The 16,384-nt window shown below is 32.8% G+C and carries 17 protein-coding genes and 1 pseudogene; 4 read left to right on the top strand and 14 right to left on the bottom strand.

The features are described from left to right. The first annotated feature begins 10 nt into the window (after positions 1 to 10). Positions 11 to 490, top strand: coding sequence for an Hsp20/alpha crystallin family protein (locus CAB05_RS09175; protein WP_158093225.1), 480 nt, complete (start codon positions 11 to 13; stop codon positions 488 to 490). Between the two features lie 92 nt (positions 491 to 582). Here the strand turns inward: CAB05_RS09175 and CAB05_RS09170 are convergent, their stop codons facing one another. Further along, complete coding sequence (locus CAB05_RS09170) at positions 583 to 1,164, bottom strand: SCO family protein (protein WP_087999512.1); 582 nt, start codon at positions 1,162 to 1,164, stop codon at positions 583 to 585. Between the two features lie 173 nt (positions 1,165 to 1,337). Here CAB05_RS09170 and CAB05_RS09165 point away from each other — a divergent pair, with 173 nt between their 5' ends. Next, positions 1,338 to 2,291, top strand: coding sequence for an MBL fold metallo-hydrolase (locus CAB05_RS09165; RefSeq protein ID WP_087999511.1), 954 nt, complete (start codon positions 1,338 to 1,340; stop codon positions 2,289 to 2,291). A gap of 22 nt (positions 2,292 to 2,313) precedes the next feature. Here the strand turns inward: CAB05_RS09165 and CAB05_RS09160 are convergent, their stop codons facing one another. The 4 genes from CAB05_RS09160 to iadA form a co-directional block, all read right to left on the bottom strand. Then, complete coding sequence (locus CAB05_RS09160) at positions 2,314 to 3,156, bottom strand: DegV family protein (RefSeq protein WP_087999510.1); 843 nt, start codon at positions 3,154 to 3,156, stop codon at positions 2,314 to 2,316. 427 nt (positions 3,157 to 3,583) lie between these two features. Further along, positions 3,584 to 3,772, bottom strand: a complete 189-nt coding sequence (tatA, locus tag CAB05_RS09155) for a twin-arginine translocase TatA/TatE family subunit (protein ID WP_087999578.1) — start codon at positions 3,770 to 3,772, stop codon at positions 3,584 to 3,586. Positions 3,773 to 3,965: 193 nt separating this feature from the next. After that, positions 3,966 to 4,991, bottom strand: a complete 1,026-nt coding sequence (locus CAB05_RS09150) for a BMP family lipoprotein (protein WP_087999509.1) — start codon at positions 4,989 to 4,991, stop codon at positions 3,966 to 3,968. A gap of 144 nt (positions 4,992 to 5,135) precedes the next feature. Beyond that, entirely contained in the window at positions 5,136 to 6,305 is a 1,170-nt protein-coding gene (gene iadA / locus CAB05_RS09145; RefSeq protein ID WP_087999508.1) for a beta-aspartyl-peptidase, read from the bottom strand. Positions 6,306 to 6,449: 144 nt separating this feature from the next. On the opposite strand from iadA, the gene trhA reads away from it, so the two are divergent. Continuing rightward, a complete protein-coding gene (gene trhA, locus CAB05_RS09140) occupies positions 6,450 to 7,076 on the top strand; it encodes a PAQR family membrane homeostasis protein TrhA (RefSeq protein WP_087999507.1) in 627 nt (208 codons plus the stop codon). A gap of 294 nt (positions 7,077 to 7,370) precedes the next feature. Here trhA and CAB05_RS22115 read toward each other — a convergent pair whose 3' ends face one another. Then, positions 7,371 to 7,514 carry a hypothetical protein gene (locus CAB05_RS22115; protein WP_158093224.1) on the bottom strand — a complete coding sequence of 48 codons (144 nt, stop codon included), beginning with the start codon at positions 7,512 to 7,514 and terminating at the stop codon, positions 7,371 to 7,373. A gap of 173 nt (positions 7,515 to 7,687) precedes the next feature. Between CAB05_RS22115 and ppsA the strand changes: the two are divergent. Beyond that, positions 7,688 to 10,296, top strand: a pseudogene (gene ppsA / locus CAB05_RS09135) (phosphoenolpyruvate synthase). 226 nt (positions 10,297 to 10,522) lie between these two features. Here ppsA and CAB05_RS09130 read toward each other — a convergent pair. From CAB05_RS09130 to CAB05_RS09095, 8 genes are all read right to left on the bottom strand, one after another. Beyond that, positions 10,523 to 11,230, bottom strand: coding sequence for a lysophospholipid acyltransferase family protein (locus CAB05_RS09130; RefSeq protein WP_087999506.1), 708 nt, complete (start codon positions 11,228 to 11,230; stop codon positions 10,523 to 10,525). A gap of 147 nt (positions 11,231 to 11,377) precedes the next feature. Further along, a complete protein-coding gene (locus CAB05_RS09125; RefSeq protein ID WP_087999505.1) occupies positions 11,378 to 12,034 on the bottom strand; it encodes an FMN-dependent NADH-azoreductase in 657 nt (218 codons plus the stop codon). A gap of 99 nt (positions 12,035 to 12,133) precedes the next feature. Then, complete coding sequence (locus CAB05_RS09120; protein WP_087999504.1) at positions 12,134 to 12,622, bottom strand: dihydrofolate reductase; 489 nt, start codon at positions 12,620 to 12,622, stop codon at positions 12,134 to 12,136. Beyond that, positions 12,619 to 13,413 carry a thymidylate synthase gene (locus CAB05_RS09115; RefSeq protein ID WP_087999503.1) on the bottom strand — a complete coding sequence of 265 codons (795 nt, stop codon included), beginning with the start codon at positions 13,411 to 13,413 and terminating at the stop codon, positions 12,619 to 12,621. Before CAB05_RS09115 ends, CAB05_RS09120 begins: the two co-directional genes overlap by 4 nt. Before the next feature lie 73 nt (positions 13,414 to 13,486). After that, positions 13,487 to 14,260: a class I SAM-dependent methyltransferase gene (locus CAB05_RS09110; protein WP_087999502.1), complete on the bottom strand. Its 774-nt coding sequence runs from the start codon at positions 14,258 to 14,260 to the stop codon at positions 13,487 to 13,489. Positions 14,261 to 14,301: 41 nt separating this feature from the next. Next, a complete protein-coding gene (locus tag CAB05_RS09105) occupies positions 14,302 to 14,730 on the bottom strand; it encodes a BrxA/BrxB family bacilliredoxin (RefSeq protein WP_087999501.1) in 429 nt (142 codons plus the stop codon). Between the two features lie 4 nt (positions 14,731 to 14,734). Next, on the bottom strand, positions 14,735 to 15,886 hold the full coding sequence (locus tag CAB05_RS09100; RefSeq protein ID WP_087999500.1) for a conserved virulence factor C family protein: 1,152 nt from the start codon (positions 15,884 to 15,886) through the stop codon (positions 14,735 to 14,737). A gap of 58 nt (positions 15,887 to 15,944) precedes the next feature. Then, on the bottom strand, positions 15,945 to 16,334 hold the full coding sequence (locus tag CAB05_RS09095) for a single-stranded DNA-binding protein (RefSeq protein WP_158093223.1): 390 nt from the start codon (positions 16,332 to 16,334) through the stop codon (positions 15,945 to 15,947). Positions 16,335 to 16,384 lie beyond the last annotated feature (50 nt).

Here is a 16,384-nt window from a genome sequence, read left to right as displayed (position 1 = left end):
AGGTATGGATATGAGTGAAAAAGAAAAAAACACTCCAGAAGAAAAGCAAAATCAGTCAGTAGACTTTCAACATTATTTAAAAAAGGTGGACGAATTAATTGATCATTCACCTATTCGTGGTTTATTTGATGAAATTGATAAATTCTTCCACAAGCATGGTGTATTTTCCTCAATAGGTGTTGATATTATCGAAAACGGGGACGAATTAGTCATTCAAGCAAGTTTGCCTGGCGTTAGTAAAGAACAGATTTATATGGATATTGAAGGTACAATCTTAACGATTGGTTTAAAAAATGATGCGACTCAAGAAGTAAAAGATGACCAATTAAATTATTCATTTAAAAAATATTCATATAGTCAGTCTCAACGTATTGTAAAGCTACCGTTCCCTATAAACGCAACAACTGCTACTGCAAGCTATGAAAATGGTATGTTAGTGATTAAAGGTCAAAAACTTCCAGAATACCAAAAACAAATCTTTTTAGATTAATAAAATATGCCCATAAAAAAAAAGAACACCAACTAAATAATTGGTGTTCTTTTTTTCTTTAATTTTTCCAAGATAAGAATCTTTATTGTGTTTTATTTAGTTAACTTTTCAATATCTGATAAAATATCATCAAATGGAACGTTGCTTACACCGCTATATTCTTTTACAATTTTGCCTTTTTGATCAATCAGATAAAATTTTGTACCATGGATTACTTGAGAGTTATTTTCTGGTTTTTTAACGATAGTTTTAAAGTTTTCAGATGCAAATGACTCGATATCTGCTTGAGAATAACCAGTTAAAAAATGCCAGCTTGATAAGTCTGCATTAAATTTTTCGGAATAAGTTTTTAGCGCTTCAGGCGAATCTACTTCAGGGTCAATACTGAATGATACGAAATCAACATCTAAGTTTTTTTCAGCAGCCTTTGATTGTAATTTAGCCATATTTGCAGTCATTGGTGGACAAACTGTTTCACAGCTAGTGAAAATCATATTACTGACCCACACTTTCCCTTTTAAGTCTTCCGTACCAAAAGATTTACCTTCTTGATTTGTGTATGTAAATTTTTCTAAATCCCAATTTAATGGATTTTCAATTTTATTTCCACATCCACTTAAGAATGCTAAGCAAAGCACTAAGAACAGTGGCATCGTTACTAAATACTTTTTCATCTAATATCCCCCTAGGTCGCGTTGTACTTGTTTATTGTAACAAATGCTTATCCTCCTTTCTAACAATTTGGACGTATTTACATAATTTTTTAAGAATTAGCACAAGAAATTTTACAAACCAAATGTAAAATGGTACATATGAACAAATAATCATTTAGAAGGGATGATTGTTTATGTCAAAAAAAGTATATGAGAATTATGACAAACCAGCTTATCGAAATAACTTTAAAGATTTTATTAGTTGGAGAATTGAAAGAAGTAAAAAACGTAAAGATTATAGTCAATCCATTCCTCAAATCGAGAAAAAGATGGTTTCTTATTTAGATAAAAATAAAAGTGAAACAACTATTACATGGATTGGACATTCTACATTTTTAATTCAAGTAAATGGTTTTAATATCATGACAGATCCAGTTTACGCAAATCAAATGGCATTTACGAAGCGATTATCAAAACCTGGAATTGAGCTTACTGAATTACCTCAAATTGATATGATTTGTATATCTCATGGACACTATGATCATTTGGATTTTAATACTTTACGCTACTTTTCAAAAGATACAATGTTTCTTGTACCAATTGGCCTAAAACATAAATTTACAAATCGCGGATTTCAAAATGTATTTGAAATGAGTTGGTGGGAAACAAAAAATCTTATTGGATTGAATATTACATTTGTTCCGGCTCAACATTGGACAAAAAGAACTTTATTTGATACAAATCGATCACATTGGGGAGGATTTGTTTTCGAAACGAAGGATGAATGCATTTATTATGCCGGGGATAGTGGATATTTTTCAGGGTTTAAAGAAATAGGAAAAAGATTTCAGGTTAATACAGCATTACTGCCAATAGGTGCATACGAACCTGAATGGTTTATGAAGCACGACCATATGTCTCCTGAGGAAGCAGTAACTGCTTTTCTAGATCTAAATGCCAATCAATTTATACCGATGCATTATGGTACATTTAAATTAGCAGATGATACACCACAAGAAGCAATTGATAGATTACAAAAAGCTTGGAAAGAAAATCAAATTCCTGAAGATCAATTAAAAATTGCATTACTTGGTGAAACAATTTTTCCATTGATCAATTCAAATAAAAAAGAAGAAGCCTTATTTTAGGCTTCTTTAAACGTTTACAAAATTATTCGGTATAAAAGACGAATCCAATTGCACCTTCACCAGTATGTGTACTAATAACCGGCGTAGTATAACCAGGTTCAGGAATATGAAAACTTGTAAATTTTTGAACAGATTCTTTTAATGAATTTGCTAATTCTGGTGCTTCGGCGTGTAAAATTCCAACACCACTTACCTTTTTCCCATTCGTATCTTGCTCGAAGTATTTCGTTAAGGTTTTTACTACTTGCGAATGATTACGAACTTTTCCAACTGGTGAATAAACACCACCCTCTAATGAGGCAATTGGTTTAATACTTAATAAAGAACCAAGAAATGCTTTCCCTTTTCCAATTCTTCCGCCCTTAACTAAATTATCAAGTGTATCTACCATAATATATAGATACGTATTTTCTTTGATTTTTGTAAGTCTTGATACTATTTCTTCAACACTTGCATTTTGATTTGCCATTTTCGCGGCTTCAACAACTTGAAATGCCATTGCTTGTGTAATAAATGCAGAATCAATGACAGTTACATCACCATCAACCATATTAGCTGCTGCACAAGCAGTTGAATATGTTCCACTCATTCCACTTGTTAAATGGATTGATATGACTTTACTCCCATCTGCAGTTAATTTCTCATATGTTTCTACAAATTTACCGACCGCTGGCTGTGATGTTTTTGGCAACTCATTTGATTTTTTCATTTCTTGAATAAATTGCTTTGGAGATATGTCAATACCATCCAAATAAGTTTCACCATTTATTTGTATTGATAATGGAATAACATTTATATGTAAATTTTCAATATCTTCTTTTAATAAATCAGCCGTAGAATCAGTAACAATTTTAATTTTTGACATTTATACATCTCTCTTTTCCATCATTCTCATAATCCTAAAAAAGTAATTATCATTTTTTCAAAGTAATTTCATTATAACATTATTAATTTAACAAAACATTAATTATTAAGGTCAAGAAGAGTACTTCGTAATCAATTGTTACAAATTTTTGTCTTAATTCAGTGGAGTAGCAAGAAAAAACTCTAGTACTTTTGAATTGATTCACTAGTTAATTACTACTGATAACTCTTAGAGTATTCCATTTGATCAACACATGTAAACAAGTAAGCAGGTAGTCTTATAATTTTTATTAATATTGATCGTCTTTAGCCTTTCTGTAGCTCCCAGCTGATATTTGCACCTTCCAAAGTCACAAATTCACATCCTACAATCATAAAAAAATCCTTAAAAAATAAAAAAACTCGGTAAAATACCGAGTTTCAATCATTTATTTGCTAGATTTTTTGTCGTCTTTGTCTTCTAATAGATCATTTGTAAGTCCTTGAGTTGAACGCTTAAATTCTTTAAGAGTTTCCCCAAATGCTTTACCGATCTCAGGTAGTTTTTTCGGACCAAATATTATTAAAGCTAATACTAAAATTAATATTAAACCTGGAACACCTATGTTAGCCATTATTTTCCCCCAACTTCCATCCACGAATAAAAAGTAAGTACTTTTGCCTTACTTTCCTTATATAGTAATATTGTCAAAAATATCGTCGTACGTCAAATCATTTTATATAAAATTAAACAATTATAATAATATTTGCAGTTTTAGTTTACATAATATTATTATTTCGATTAAAATTAAATATTTACTAAAAGTCAAATTATAGACTTTTTTCGAATTGTTTATACTCTTCTTCAGTACCTGGTACAGTTAGTTTACCCTCTTCAATTTGGTCTTTATACAAATTAACTTTTTTTAGAATGCTATCTTCTATATTTTCCTTTGCTTTAACAAGTTTAATGCCATCCTCATTCAGTCCATAGAGTAATGTTTTACCACCTTGGAACTGATGATTCTTTGATTGCTTTGAAACATCATATACTACTTTATCAAAACGTTTGACGACCGATATGAGGGTAACATTTTCTGGTAATCCTTGTTGATATTGGTCTTGGTCTACACCAATTACCCAAACATCCTGCTTTAGCTCTTTCTTTCGATTTTTTGCTTCTTTAAAAACACCTATTCCTGTTGAACCTGCTGCTTGAAAAATTATATCTGCACCTTGATTAAAAAAATTAGCAGCTATTTTAGTTCCAATTTTAGGTTGTTCATATGTATTTGCATTCTTAATAAATACTTCAACATGTTGGTCGGTCATTTTCACACCAGCGAGAAATCCATATTTAAAACGATTAATCGAATCGTTATTACTACCACCAATAAAACCTACCTTTTTCGTTTTCGTTTTCATTGCTGCAATTACTCCCGCTAAAAAACTTCCCTCATTTTCTTTAAAGAGAATGCTAACCGTATTTGGTTGATAGACTTTTGAATCAATGATTGCAAAATTGGTATGCTTATATTTTTTAGAAACGTTGTTTACCGCATAATCTATGTTATAGCCTGTTCCAAAAATTAGTTGATAGTCTTTTTTCACTAATTTTCTCAAATTTTTTTCAAGTTTATATTCACTTGTAGAATCAATTTTTTGGTATTCTTTTTTTACATATATATTTTCTTCTTTTGCAAATTTGCTTAAACCTTCTTCCATAAATGCTTGATTGAAATATTGATCATCTATTCCATAAGTGTTTGAAACAAATCCTATCTTATATTTTTCTTTTGAAGTATTTTTAACATCACATGCAGAGATAGTGACTGCAAATAAAGTTATTACTACCAATGCAGTCCTCCATCTATTCAATACCTTTCACCTCATTTTTTCGTAATATTTATAGTATGAATACGAAATCATGTTTTATGTAAAAAAATAGTAGGAATCAGTGACCTGTTATACGAAGTCTCAGTTTCCTACTTAATTATTTGGTTATTCAAATGTTCCTTTTACTAATAATTCCCCATTTTGTAGCATGACTCTACCTTTTGAAATAACTGTTTCAATTTCTAAAGTCTTTTTATTTAGAAAGACAAGATCAGCATCATAACCTTCACTGATATGTCCTTTATTATGTAATTTTAAAATTCTAGCCGGATTACTCGTAATTACCTTTAACGCTTCCTCTATTGGGATTCCTTCGTTAATAATAGCGTCTTTTACCTCTTGATATAAACTATTTACCCTACCAATCTTCATGCCGCGTAATACACCATTTTCATCAAAATCTGGTAGGCTCGCTTGGCCATCTGAAGTAAATGTTATTTGTTCAATATTTACACCACTATTCAACATACGTTTTAATCCAACGCTGCATTTTACTTCTCCATTTTCAATGAAGTGTGGAATTGTACTCGTTGTAAAATCAACGTAACCACCTTTTTTGGCATAATGAATACCAGCTTCAAATAGGTAGCTATTTCGATTAATATGTGTTGGATAAAACTGAGTAATTGGTAATTCAGTTTCGTCAATGATCTCTTCAATCATAGAAAGCATTGATTTACTATCTCCAATATGTAAATTTACGACCCCTGATTTACCAGATAGTAAGCCCCCATTTCGCGCCTCAGCTGCTATTCTAGCCAATTCATGTTTCGTAGGCTGCGATGATCTATGATCAGAAATAGCTATTTCTCCTACCCCTATTATTTTGTCAATTAATATAATATCTTCCTCAATTTTAGAGAAAAGTGTTTTCACAGGTGTTTGGTAAGATCCAGTATAAACATATGAAGTAATACCTTCCTCTTCTAAAGCTCGACATTTCGCTAAAAGACTGGGCATTGTTCGGGTTGTCCCATCGGTTCCAAGAACGCCAATTACGGTCGTAATCCCACTTTTAATACAATCTGAAAGTAATAGCTCTGGTGTTCTAGTTTTAAATCCACCTTCACCGCCTCCACCTATTAAATGAACATGTGAATCGATAAAGCCAGGCACAATATAACAATTTGATGCATCCAATATTTGTATAGGCAATGATGTATTTTCAAGTGCTAAACTTTTTTGTATAAATGCAATTTTATCATTGGAAACTAAAATATCTTGCTCGCCTTTTGCTGTCGGTGAGTACACTTCACCATTTTTTATTAGAATCATAGCATCCTCCAATTTGTTATAATCGTTTGATTTTAGGTTATCATATTTAAATGATAAAATGTTAGATATTCAATCGGACAACTACTAGGAACCATGGCTTATTTGAAGAAACTTTTTATCACATTTGTTATAGGAGGCTATTTTATGAAGAGAGAACTGAAAGAAGAAATAGCAAATGCAATCACTCATGGTATTGGCGCAATATTAAGTATTCCCGCTTTGATTTTATTAATCATAAAAGCAATTAATTATGGAAGTGCTTGGCATATTGTTTCCTTTACAATTTTTGGGGCAACTATGCTTTTACTCTATATTTGTTCTACACTTCTTCATAGCATTCGTCATCCTAATATGGTAAGAATTTTTACTATATTAGACCACTCCGCTATTTATTTATTAATCGCTGGCACATATACGCCTTTTTTACTAGTTACATTGAGAGGTACGATAGGCTGGACCTTATTTACAATCATTTGGACATTGGCTGTATCAGGTGTCTTTTTTAAATTTATTTTTGTTAATCGATTTGAATTAATGTCAACAATCGTCTACTTAATAATGGGCTGGCTCATCATATTTGCAATTAAACCAATTTATTATGGGATAACAGGTGATGGATTTTTCTATTTATTATTAGGTGGATTATTATATTCGGTAGGTTCTATCTTTTTTCTCGCAAAAAAAATACCTTATAGTCATGCAATTTGGCATCTTTTTGTCTTATTAGGAAGTGCATCGATGTATATATGTGTCTTTAAGTTTGTAGTTTAAAAGAGGCAGTTTTCGTATTTTGTTGCGAATTACAACTCCAGTATGCTCCTTTTCCGTGGGGCGAAAGCTGAGCCTCCTTGGCTAGCCTGCGGGGTCTCAGCTTTTCCGCATCTACCACAGGATCTCGCACCTTTCATTGCAATCAACTTTTGTCTTTATTTTTTCTAGAAGCAATCCTTTTAAAAAAGTATCAAAAAAAACTTCATTATTAAATAAATGGGTTCCTTTTATAAGTAGATAATATAAATAATTTAGGAGATGCTATTCCCAGTTGAATTAGCATCTCCTTATTTTTTACTTTTCAATATCAAGTATGTAGCGAGAAAATTGACTATGAATTGGCGATGTCCAATCTTGTAATAATTTGATAAACGAAATTCGCTTTTCAACTATTTTCACTGCATTTTTTACTAACTTAGCAGTAAGAACTTCAAGCATTAAATAGTTTCGATCCCGACTCTAAAATCGGGGAATTTTGGTATGGTCTAACTAAGTTTTAATTTCTCTTCCTAAGTTAATTATACCATGTAAAAAAAAGTTAATATAGACTGTTTATTCTCATTTTCTACTGCTAAAATCAATAGAACATTAATGGTTAGGAGAGATGTTGAATGAGTTCTTTGGTTCTTGGTCTTCATGAGATTGAAAATAAACAGCTTTTGCTCGTTGGCGGTAAAGGGTTAAATTTAGGGGAATTATCAAAAATCCCAGGAATAAAAGTACCAGAAGGATTTTGTATAACAACTGTGGGATATCAAAATGCCATCGAACAAAATGAATCGTATCGTGCTTTGTTGGATCAACTATCATTGCTAAAATTAGAAGATCGAGATCAAATTGGTGAGATCAGCAGTCAGATTCGACAAGTCATTATGGAAATAGAGATCCCCTCAAATGTTGTGAATGAAGTTACTCACTATCTCTCCCAATATGGAGAAGAGTATGCTTATGCAGTGCGTTCTAGTGCAACAGCTGAAGATTTACCACATGCCTCATTCGCTGGACAACAAGACACCTATTTAAATATCTTCGGTATAGAAGCAATCTTGCAGCATATCAGTAAATGTTGGGCTTCCCTATTTACGGACCGCGCGGTAATCTACAGAATACAAAACGGATTTGACCACAAACAAGTTTATTTATCGGTAATCGTCCAAAGGATGGTTTTCCCAAAGACTTCAGGCATTTTATTTACCGCTGATCCAATTACTTCTAACCGAAAACAACTATCAATCGATGCCAGTTTTGGGCTTGGTGAAGCATTGGTCTCAGGGCTGGTATCTGCGGATTGTTATAAAGTACAGCAAGATGAAATCGTCAGTAAGATGATCTCAACTAAAAAATTGGCTATTTATGCTAAAAAAGAAGGTGGAACAGAGACAAAGCGGATCTCGCCTGATCTTCAAAAGTCTCAAACAATTACGGAACCACAAATATTACAACTCGCACGTTTAGGAAGACAGATTGAAGCTTATTTTGGTTGCCCACAAGATATCGAATGGTGCTTGGTTGATGATACATTTTATATTGTACAAAGTCGGCCAATCACTACTTTATACCCAACCCCTGAACCAAGTGATCAAGAAAATCACGTTTATGTATCTGTCGGCCACCAACAAATGATGACAGACCCCTTAAAACCTTTGGGAATGTCTATATACGAGTTAACATCTTTTGGACCAAGGTTTAAAGCAGGCGGAAGAATGTTTGTTGATGTCACACATATTCTGGCTACACCTGACAACAGAGAAAAGTTTTTAGATACCATGGGAGACACCATGATCCGCTCATGAAAGACGCACTTATGACCATATTAAAACGAAATGATTTCATAAAATCTTTACCAAATAATAAGCAAGAACAGAGTTCCAATAAAAATGTTCCTCCCTCTGATTCACAAGTACCATTCGAAAATAATCCGACCATTGTTTCTGAATTGATTAATAAGAATCAAGCATCGGTAGAAGAATTAAAGCAAAACATCCAAACGAAATCAGGAACAGATTTAATAGAATTTATAAAAGAGGACATTCAACAATTAAAGAAGATATTATTTGATCCACAAAGTACAGCTGTATTTATGGCTGCTATAAATGCCTCAACTTGGATTAATGAAAAAATGAACGATTGGTTAGGAGAAAAAAACGTAGCAGATACTCTTTCTCAATCTGTACCAAACAATATTACTTCGGAAATGGGTTTAGCATTATTAGATGTTGCAGATGTGATTCGTCCTTATCCAGAGGTAATTGATTATTTACAAGACGTGAAAGATGATACATTCTTGGATGAATTGGTTAAGTTTGAAGGTGGACAAAAAATCCAAGAAGCTATTTTTGCTTATTTGAATAAATACGGAATGCGTTGTAGCGGAGAAATTGATATTTCTAAAACACGTTGGAGTGAAAAACCAATAACACTTATCCCTATGATTCTCAATAACATCAAAAACTTTGAGCCTAATACTAGTAAACGGATATTTGAACAAGGACGACAGGAAGCTTTGGAAAAAGAACAGGAATTAATAGAACGATTGAAGCAATTACCAGATGGTGATCTAAAAGCTAAAGAGACAATAGAAAAAATCAGCCTTATCCGTAATTTCATCGGTTATCGCGAATATCCTAAATACGGTATGATTAATCGCTACTTCGTTTATAAACAATCTTTACTGAAGGAAGCAAAAAAACTCTTACACACCGATGTAATTCATGAAATAAAAGATATATTCTATCTCACTCTTGATGAACTTCAAGAAGTCATACGCACAAATAAACTGGATTATCAAATCATCAACAAACGAAAAGATGAGTATAAATTATTTGAAAAACTAACTCCCCCTCGTGTTATCACGTCCGATGGAGAAATCATTGCTGGTGCATACAAACGAGAAAATCTCCCAGACAAAGCGATTGTTGGTCTACCTGTTTCTTCTGGAATAATTGAAGGACGTGCACGTGTCATTTTAAACATGGAAGATGCTGATTTGAAGGATGGAGATATTTTAATCACCACATTTACTGACCCTAGCTGGACACCATTGTTTGTGTCGATAAAAGGACTAATCACAGAGGTTGGTGGACTAATGACCCATGGAGCAGTTATCGCACGTGAATATGGAATACCAGCAGTTGTTGGAGTAGAAAATGCCACTAAAGTGATAAAAGACGGTCAACGAATTCGTGTGAATGGTACTGATGGGTATATTGAAATACTGTAAATGCTAAGAAAATGCAGTTACATTAGTAGCACCGTTCCAATGTATTCGAAGGCTGTATATGTTTCTATTAAAAGAACTGAGTATCAAAAATAAAAGGCATTGCCAGTTGGCAATGCCTTTATTTCTTAAATCAAAATTTTAGCTATATTGCTAAATCTATTGAAAAAAGTTTTTACTTTAAAGTTTTTCACTCAAGCGAACAAAAAGTAAATATAGGTATTATTAATTATTGTTCGATTATATCTTTAATGTAGTTTGTTAGTTCCTTTGCATCTGTCATACCGATTTGTTCAGGATAAACAGGTGGGAATACTTTCAAAGTAACATTAGCGGGTTTGATTCTATTACCATTTGCCTCTAAAATATTGTAAGTGCCTTCGATTCTTATAGGGATAACAGGAACACCTGATTTTGTAGCTAAATGAAGGCTACCTGATTTAAATTCACCCATTTGACTCCCTTTACTTCTTGTACCTTCAGGGAAAATGACTAATGAATGGCCATTTTTCAGTTTTTCTACACCGTCTTTTATTGCCATTAATGATTGTCTACGATCACTTCTATCCATAAAAACGCAATGCATTTGTTCCATCCAACCTGGAACGATTGGTAATTTAGTTATTTCCATTTTTGCAATAAAGCCGATCGGTTTGTTTAAATACCCTAATAGTAAAGGAATATCGAAATTACTCTGATGATTACTTACGAATAAAACTGACTGGTCCTTTGGGATATTTTCTAATCCTTCAACCGTAACTTTACTCCCTGTGCATCCGATCATCATTTTTCCAAAATAATCAGGGAATTGGTGCATTTTTCGATCTCTTTCATGTACAGGTAACTCTTTTGGTAATTTTTTAACTGCCGGTAATTTAAGCTTAGCCTCTATAACACCAGCGACGATACGCGTTGCAGCATATAATGTGCGAAACATATGATTCCTCCGTAAATTGAATATGTTAATTATTATACAAAATGTACTTATACTTGAAAAGTATTTACCATTTTATACTGAATTTACGTAATAAAAATAAAAAAAGGAATCGGCTTTTCCAGCCAATTCCCTTTAATTAAATTATCTTTAGTTTGAAACTTTAACTGAACTAAATTCTCTTGCTAATACTTTAGCTTTTTCGATTGCGTCAGCTTTAATATCAGCTGCTTTGTCTGGCATAGCTGCCATTCCTTCTACGAAAAGAGTTGTTACATCAGACACACCAACGAAGTTTAAAGCATTTTTTAAGAATGAGCTACTGAAGTCGATTGCTGCTCCAGGACCTTCTGAATAAACACCACCACTAGCTTGAATGTGTAATGCTTTTTTGTTTTCTAATAATCCGATTGGACCATTTTCAGTATATTTAAAAGTTTGGCCAGCAACAGTAAAGTTGTCGATAAAGTTTTTCACAACAGCTGGGAAACTAAAGTTCCATAATGGTGTTACGAATACATATTCGTCAGCTTGTGAGAATAATTCAAGATTTTTCCCCATTGCCGCAATCTTTGCTTGCTGTTCAGCACTTAGATCTTCAAAAGAAGTACCGCTTCCTAATTTACCCCATGCATCTAAAACAGATCCATCAATCATTGGAACATTTTCTTTAAATAAGTCAAAGTGAACAACCTCATGTGTAGGATTCGCTTGTTTGTATTCGTTAATGAATGCTTCCCCAACAGATAGACCAAATGAATTTTCAATCGCATTTGGATTTGCAGTAATGTAAAGTAATTTTGTCATATTATTCTTCCTCTCAGTTTCGTTTATCTTTAATTCGAGATATATTACAGAAAATTAAGGGATGTTTAAATCCCTCATCTTCATAATAATATCTTTAATTCAAGATGTCAACAGTTTTTTATAAACAAAATATGTAAACTTTATTTTTGATTTTTCATCAATTTGTTCTTCAGATCTTGATTTGATAATCCATTCATTTCTGTTGAACTCAGGAAAGAAAGTATCACCTTCAAAATGGTGGTGAATTTCAGTTATATATAATGTATCAAAATAGGGAAAAGCCATTTTAAATAATTCTGCCCCACCAATTACGAATAGAACTTCTTCCTTATGTTCGTTCAAATATTCTTCTAGATTATTTATAACTGTTACACCTTCCACTGCGTAATCTGGCTGTCTTGTGACTACGACATTTTTACGATTTGGAAGTGGTCGTCCAATTGATTCATATGTTTTTCTACCCATGATAATCGTATGACCAGTTGTTATTTGTTTAAAGTACTTCAATTCCTGTGGTAAATGCCAAGGTAAGTCATTATGAATACCAATGACATTTCCTTCACTCATAGCAACAATTGCAGCAATCATACACTAACAACCCCTTTAATAGCCGGGTGAGAATCATAATCTTCTAATGTAAAATCTTCAAATGTAAAATCAAAAATATTTTTGATTTCAGGATTTATCTTCATTTTTGGTAAGCTCTTTGGCTCTCTAGTTAGTTGTAAATTAATTTGTTCAAGGTGATTCGTGTAAATATGTGCATCTCCAAATGTATGAACAAAATCACCTAATTCTAAATCACATACTTGCGCAATCATCATCGTTAAAAGAGCGTAAGAAGCAATATTAAATGGTACACCCAGAAAGATATCCGCAGATCGTTGGTATAGTTGACATGAAAGCTTGCCATCATTTACATAAAATTGAAAGAAACAATGACAAGGTGCTAAAGCCATTTTATCCAGCTCACCTACATTCCAAGCTGACACAATTAGTCTTCTTGAATCTGGATTCGTTTTAATTTGTTCAATTACTTCTGAAATTTGGTCGGTTGTTGTTCCATCAATCGATTGCCATGATCTCCATTGGTGACCATAGACTGGGCCTAATTCTCCGTTTTCATCAGCCCACTCATTCCATATTCTCACGCCATTTTCTTGTAAATAGCGAATATTGGTTTCACCTTTCAAAAACCATAATAACTCATGAATAATTGATTTTAAATGAACCTTTTTTGTAGTGACTAAAGGAAAGCCTTCTTGGAGGTTAAAACGCATTTGATAACCGAATGTACTAATCGTACCAGTTCCAGTTCGGTCTGTTTTTGTCATTCCATTATCTAGTACATGTTTACATAATTCTAAGTATTGCTTCATATTGACCCTCCTAAGCATTTTTAACTTTCGACGAACTATATTTATTTTAAAGGTTTCAAAAGCTTTTTTCTAATCATTTTTCAATATAACCAAAATGAAATTCTGAAGTTTTTCTGATTAATTGCGTAAATCCATATTTTTTAAAGCGTTCGCTTTTAAAATGATCCTTTAAAACAACTCTTTTTCTTGCTACTCTTTTCGCTTGTTCAATGACTTCATATGTTAAATCATCATAGTTTGCTAGCAGTTTTAGCCCAGCAATTCCACTTGAAGCTTCAATATTCGTTTCAAACATCGGGTCAAAATATACAACATCAAACGAATCATCTGCTAATTTTGCCAAATAACTTTTATAATCGATATTTTCAACAGTAATTCGATTGGTAATTTTCGTCCAATCTGAGATATTTTGTTGATTTGTTTGAAGTCCTTTTGAAGTCAAATATGCAATAATTGAGCTTTTTTCTAGTCCTACTACCACACCAGAATCGCCTACCACAAAACTCCCTACAATACTGTCAGAAGCCATCCCTAGTGTACAATCGAGTATTGAGTCACCCTTTAATAATAAACTAGCATCACAAAAAGGGTCATGTTCCCCTTTTAAGAGTCTTCTAATTCTAAAAACCGAAGAATTAGGATGGAAGAAAAATGGTGCAGATTGTCCATTTTCATACAATTCTAGTCTCTTCTTCCCTACGACAAGTATTGGTTCATTCCAGTTATCGTATAGTTCTTCCAAGCTAAATTCTTTTCTAGCTACTGTTTTACTATGCAAATCTGTTGCAATTTCCTGTGCTTGTTTTGTTAGTAATGAAGTTGGTCTTAGGCAAGTTGTTACGATCATATGTCTCCTTACATTAAGAAAAAAGAGGATAATTCCTCTTTTTACATTTGGCTAAATATTGATTGAATTCTTGCTTTAATGTCTTCTGGACTAGAACCTTCAATTTGTTCTCTTGGGATGAAACCTACTACTTCTTTACCTTTGAAAACTGCCATTGAAGGTGAAGATGGTGCAAAATCAGCTAAGTATTCTCTTAGTGTTGAAGTTGCTTCTTTATCTTGTCCAGCAAAAACAGTCATTGCATGTGCTGGCTTTTTTTCTGAGTCTAAAAGCGCTTGAACTGCAGATGGTCTTGCTAATCCAGCAGCACATCCACAAACAGAATTAATTACGAAAAAAGCTGTATCCTCTAAATTATTCATAAATGATTCTACTTCTTCACTTGAAGTTAATTCAGTAAAACCGTTTGAAGTTAATTCTTCCCTCATTGGTTTTACAATACCTTTCATATACTCATCGTATGCATTCATTGTTTTATTCCCCTTTATTGTTTTCTGATTTCATTTTTTCTGTCATTTGTTTCCAAACTGATCCTAAAGCTTCTTCACCATTCTCTATTCGATGTAAAGCAAGCTGAACTTGTAATTTTACTTCAAATTCTGGATCATCTAGCGCTTCTTTCAAAGCTGGAATAGCACTTTCATCTCCGACTTCAAATAAAAACATTGCTGCACGCCATCTTACTAATTTACTAGGATCTTTTAAAGCTTCAATCATAGCAGGTGTAGCCTCTTCAAATCCTAAATCAGACAAGCAATCTCCTGCTATTCGTCTAACACCGACAGCTTTATCCTTTAATGCCTCATATAAATAAGGTAAGACTAATTCTGATTTTATCATACCTAGATATGCTGTTGCTAACCTTCTGATTGAAACATGCTCATCTTTTAAGGCGATTTCTAGTAGTGGCAAATCTTCAATTGTTGGATTCACCTTAACAAAACGTGCATATCTCTTTTTCCAGTCAGTTTCACTAAAAATTTCCATCGTAAATGGCTCGAATTTTGGAGCTTCAATGTTTTCTTTCACTGCCGTTTCACTATTCATAACTTCATTTACAATTGTTTGTATGTCTTGTTCTGTATGAGTAGCTGTTAATTCGTCAATTATTTCTTTTTCAATCGTAGATAACTCACCATATCGAATGCCATAGTCTACCCATTGTCTTTCAAAGACGACATTTGATGCCGCTGAAGTGAGCTTCATGATTGCTTCTTTATAAAATGGTGGTAATGCAGCTCTTTGTTCTTCTCCATTTACAATTAGTTTTAATTGCATAGGAATATTATGATACATTTGTACAAATACTTGAACTTCTCCAAAATGAGAATCAATTTGATGATTATCCTCAATTTTTGTGTCATTCAATTCTTCTCCAAATACATTGCGTACTTGTTGTAATATATTTTGCCAGTTTGCATTTGATTTTCTATCGATTGCTAAGAAATCAGAAACATGATATACACTTTTAACGCCGTCAATCGATAATATATCTTTAATAATTGTCGGTGCTTTATCTACATTATCTAAGGAATAATGATTCCTACTACCAGATGGTAATTCTTCATCTAGTAACACCTTCATCGTATTTGGACTAGGTGTTGGTTCAATTGATTTAATCTTCATCGTGATCTCCTCTTCTTGTTTTCGTTATCATTATCTTATCAAAAAGAGGAGAAACTCACTATTGTAATGCATTCACAAATTTTTCAAATTCAGAAGCATTTGAATTGCTTACATTTTGAGCTGTCTCATCAAATTGACTAGTTATTAGGTGAACATTCTCAGCAACTACTTCAGTTACGAAAACTTGTTTATCCTGCTCGTTAACATAACTTGAAGTTTTCAGTATTCCTTCAACTGATACTTCCATTCCCTTTTTACCCTTTTTAACAACATATTCTGCTGTCTGACCCCATAACTTAATGGAAACATAATTCGTTTTGTTTCTTTTCATATGTACATTGTAAGTAGTTGTAGCGATACTAATAAAAGTTGATTTCTTTCCACTATTAGTAGTTTGTAACATTGGTGTTTTTGTTAATCTTCCTAAAATGACAACATGATTAATCATTATGACCATCTCCTTTTTTTTACTACAATACACTTTTGAACGTAGCTCGT

This window comes from Gottfriedia solisilvae (genome assembly GCF_002128405.1).
GTDB lineage: Bacteria > Bacillota > Bacilli > Bacillales > Bacillaceae_G > Gottfriedia > Gottfriedia solisilvae.
The sequence above is the reverse complement of the archived record's forward strand: the minus strand, read 5'-3'. Positions and strand labels throughout refer to the sequence as shown.

Excerpts from the sequence above, each read along its gene's own strand:
- CAB05_RS09175 (WP_158093225.1), top strand. The coding sequence starts at position 11 with ATGAGTGAAAAAGAAAAAAACACTCCAGAAGAAAAGCAAAATCAGTCA.
- CAB05_RS09170 (WP_087999512.1), bottom strand. The coding sequence starts at position 1,164 with ATGAAAAAGTATTTAGTAACGATGCCACTGTTCTTAGTGCTTTGCTTA.
- CAB05_RS09165 (WP_087999511.1), top strand. The coding sequence starts at position 1,338 with ATGTCAAAAAAAGTATATGAGAATTATGACAAACCAGCTTATCGAAAT.
- CAB05_RS09160 (WP_087999510.1), bottom strand. The coding sequence starts at position 3,156 with ATGTCAAAAATTAAAATTGTTACTGATTCTACGGCTGATTTATTAAAA.
- iadA (WP_087999508.1), bottom strand. The coding sequence starts at position 6,305 with ATGATTCTAATAAAAAATGGTGAAGTGTACTCACCGACAGCAAAAGGC.
- trhA (WP_087999507.1), top strand. The coding sequence starts at position 6,450 with ATGAAGAGAGAACTGAAAGAAGAAATAGCAAATGCAATCACTCATGGT.
- CAB05_RS22115 (WP_158093224.1), bottom strand. The coding sequence starts at position 7,514 with ATGCTTGAAGTTCTTACTGCTAAGTTAGTAAAAAATGCAGTGAAAATA.
- CAB05_RS09130 (WP_087999506.1), bottom strand. The coding sequence starts at position 11,230 with ATGTTTCGCACATTATATGCTGCAACGCGTATCGTCGCTGGTGTTATA.
- CAB05_RS09125 (WP_087999505.1), bottom strand. The coding sequence starts at position 12,034 with ATGACAAAATTACTTTACATTACTGCAAATCCAAATGCGATTGAAAAT.
- CAB05_RS09120 (WP_087999504.1), bottom strand. The coding sequence starts at position 12,622 with ATGATTGCTGCAATTGTTGCTATGAGTGAAGGAAATGTCATTGGTATT.
- CAB05_RS09115 (WP_087999503.1), bottom strand. The coding sequence starts at position 13,413 with ATGAAGCAATACTTAGAATTATGTAAACATGTACTAGATAATGGAATG.
- CAB05_RS09110 (WP_087999502.1), bottom strand. The coding sequence starts at position 14,260 with ATGATCGTAACAACTTGCCTAAGACCAACTTCATTACTAACAAAACAA.
- CAB05_RS09105 (WP_087999501.1), bottom strand. The coding sequence starts at position 14,730 with ATGAATGCATACGATGAGTATATGAAAGGTATTGTAAAACCAATGAGG.
- CAB05_RS09100 (WP_087999500.1), bottom strand. The coding sequence starts at position 15,886 with ATGAAGATTAAATCAATTGAACCAACACCTAGTCCAAATACGATGAAG.
- CAB05_RS09095 (WP_158093223.1), bottom strand. The coding sequence starts at position 16,334 with ATGATTAATCATGTTGTCATTTTAGGAAGATTAACAAAAACACCAATG.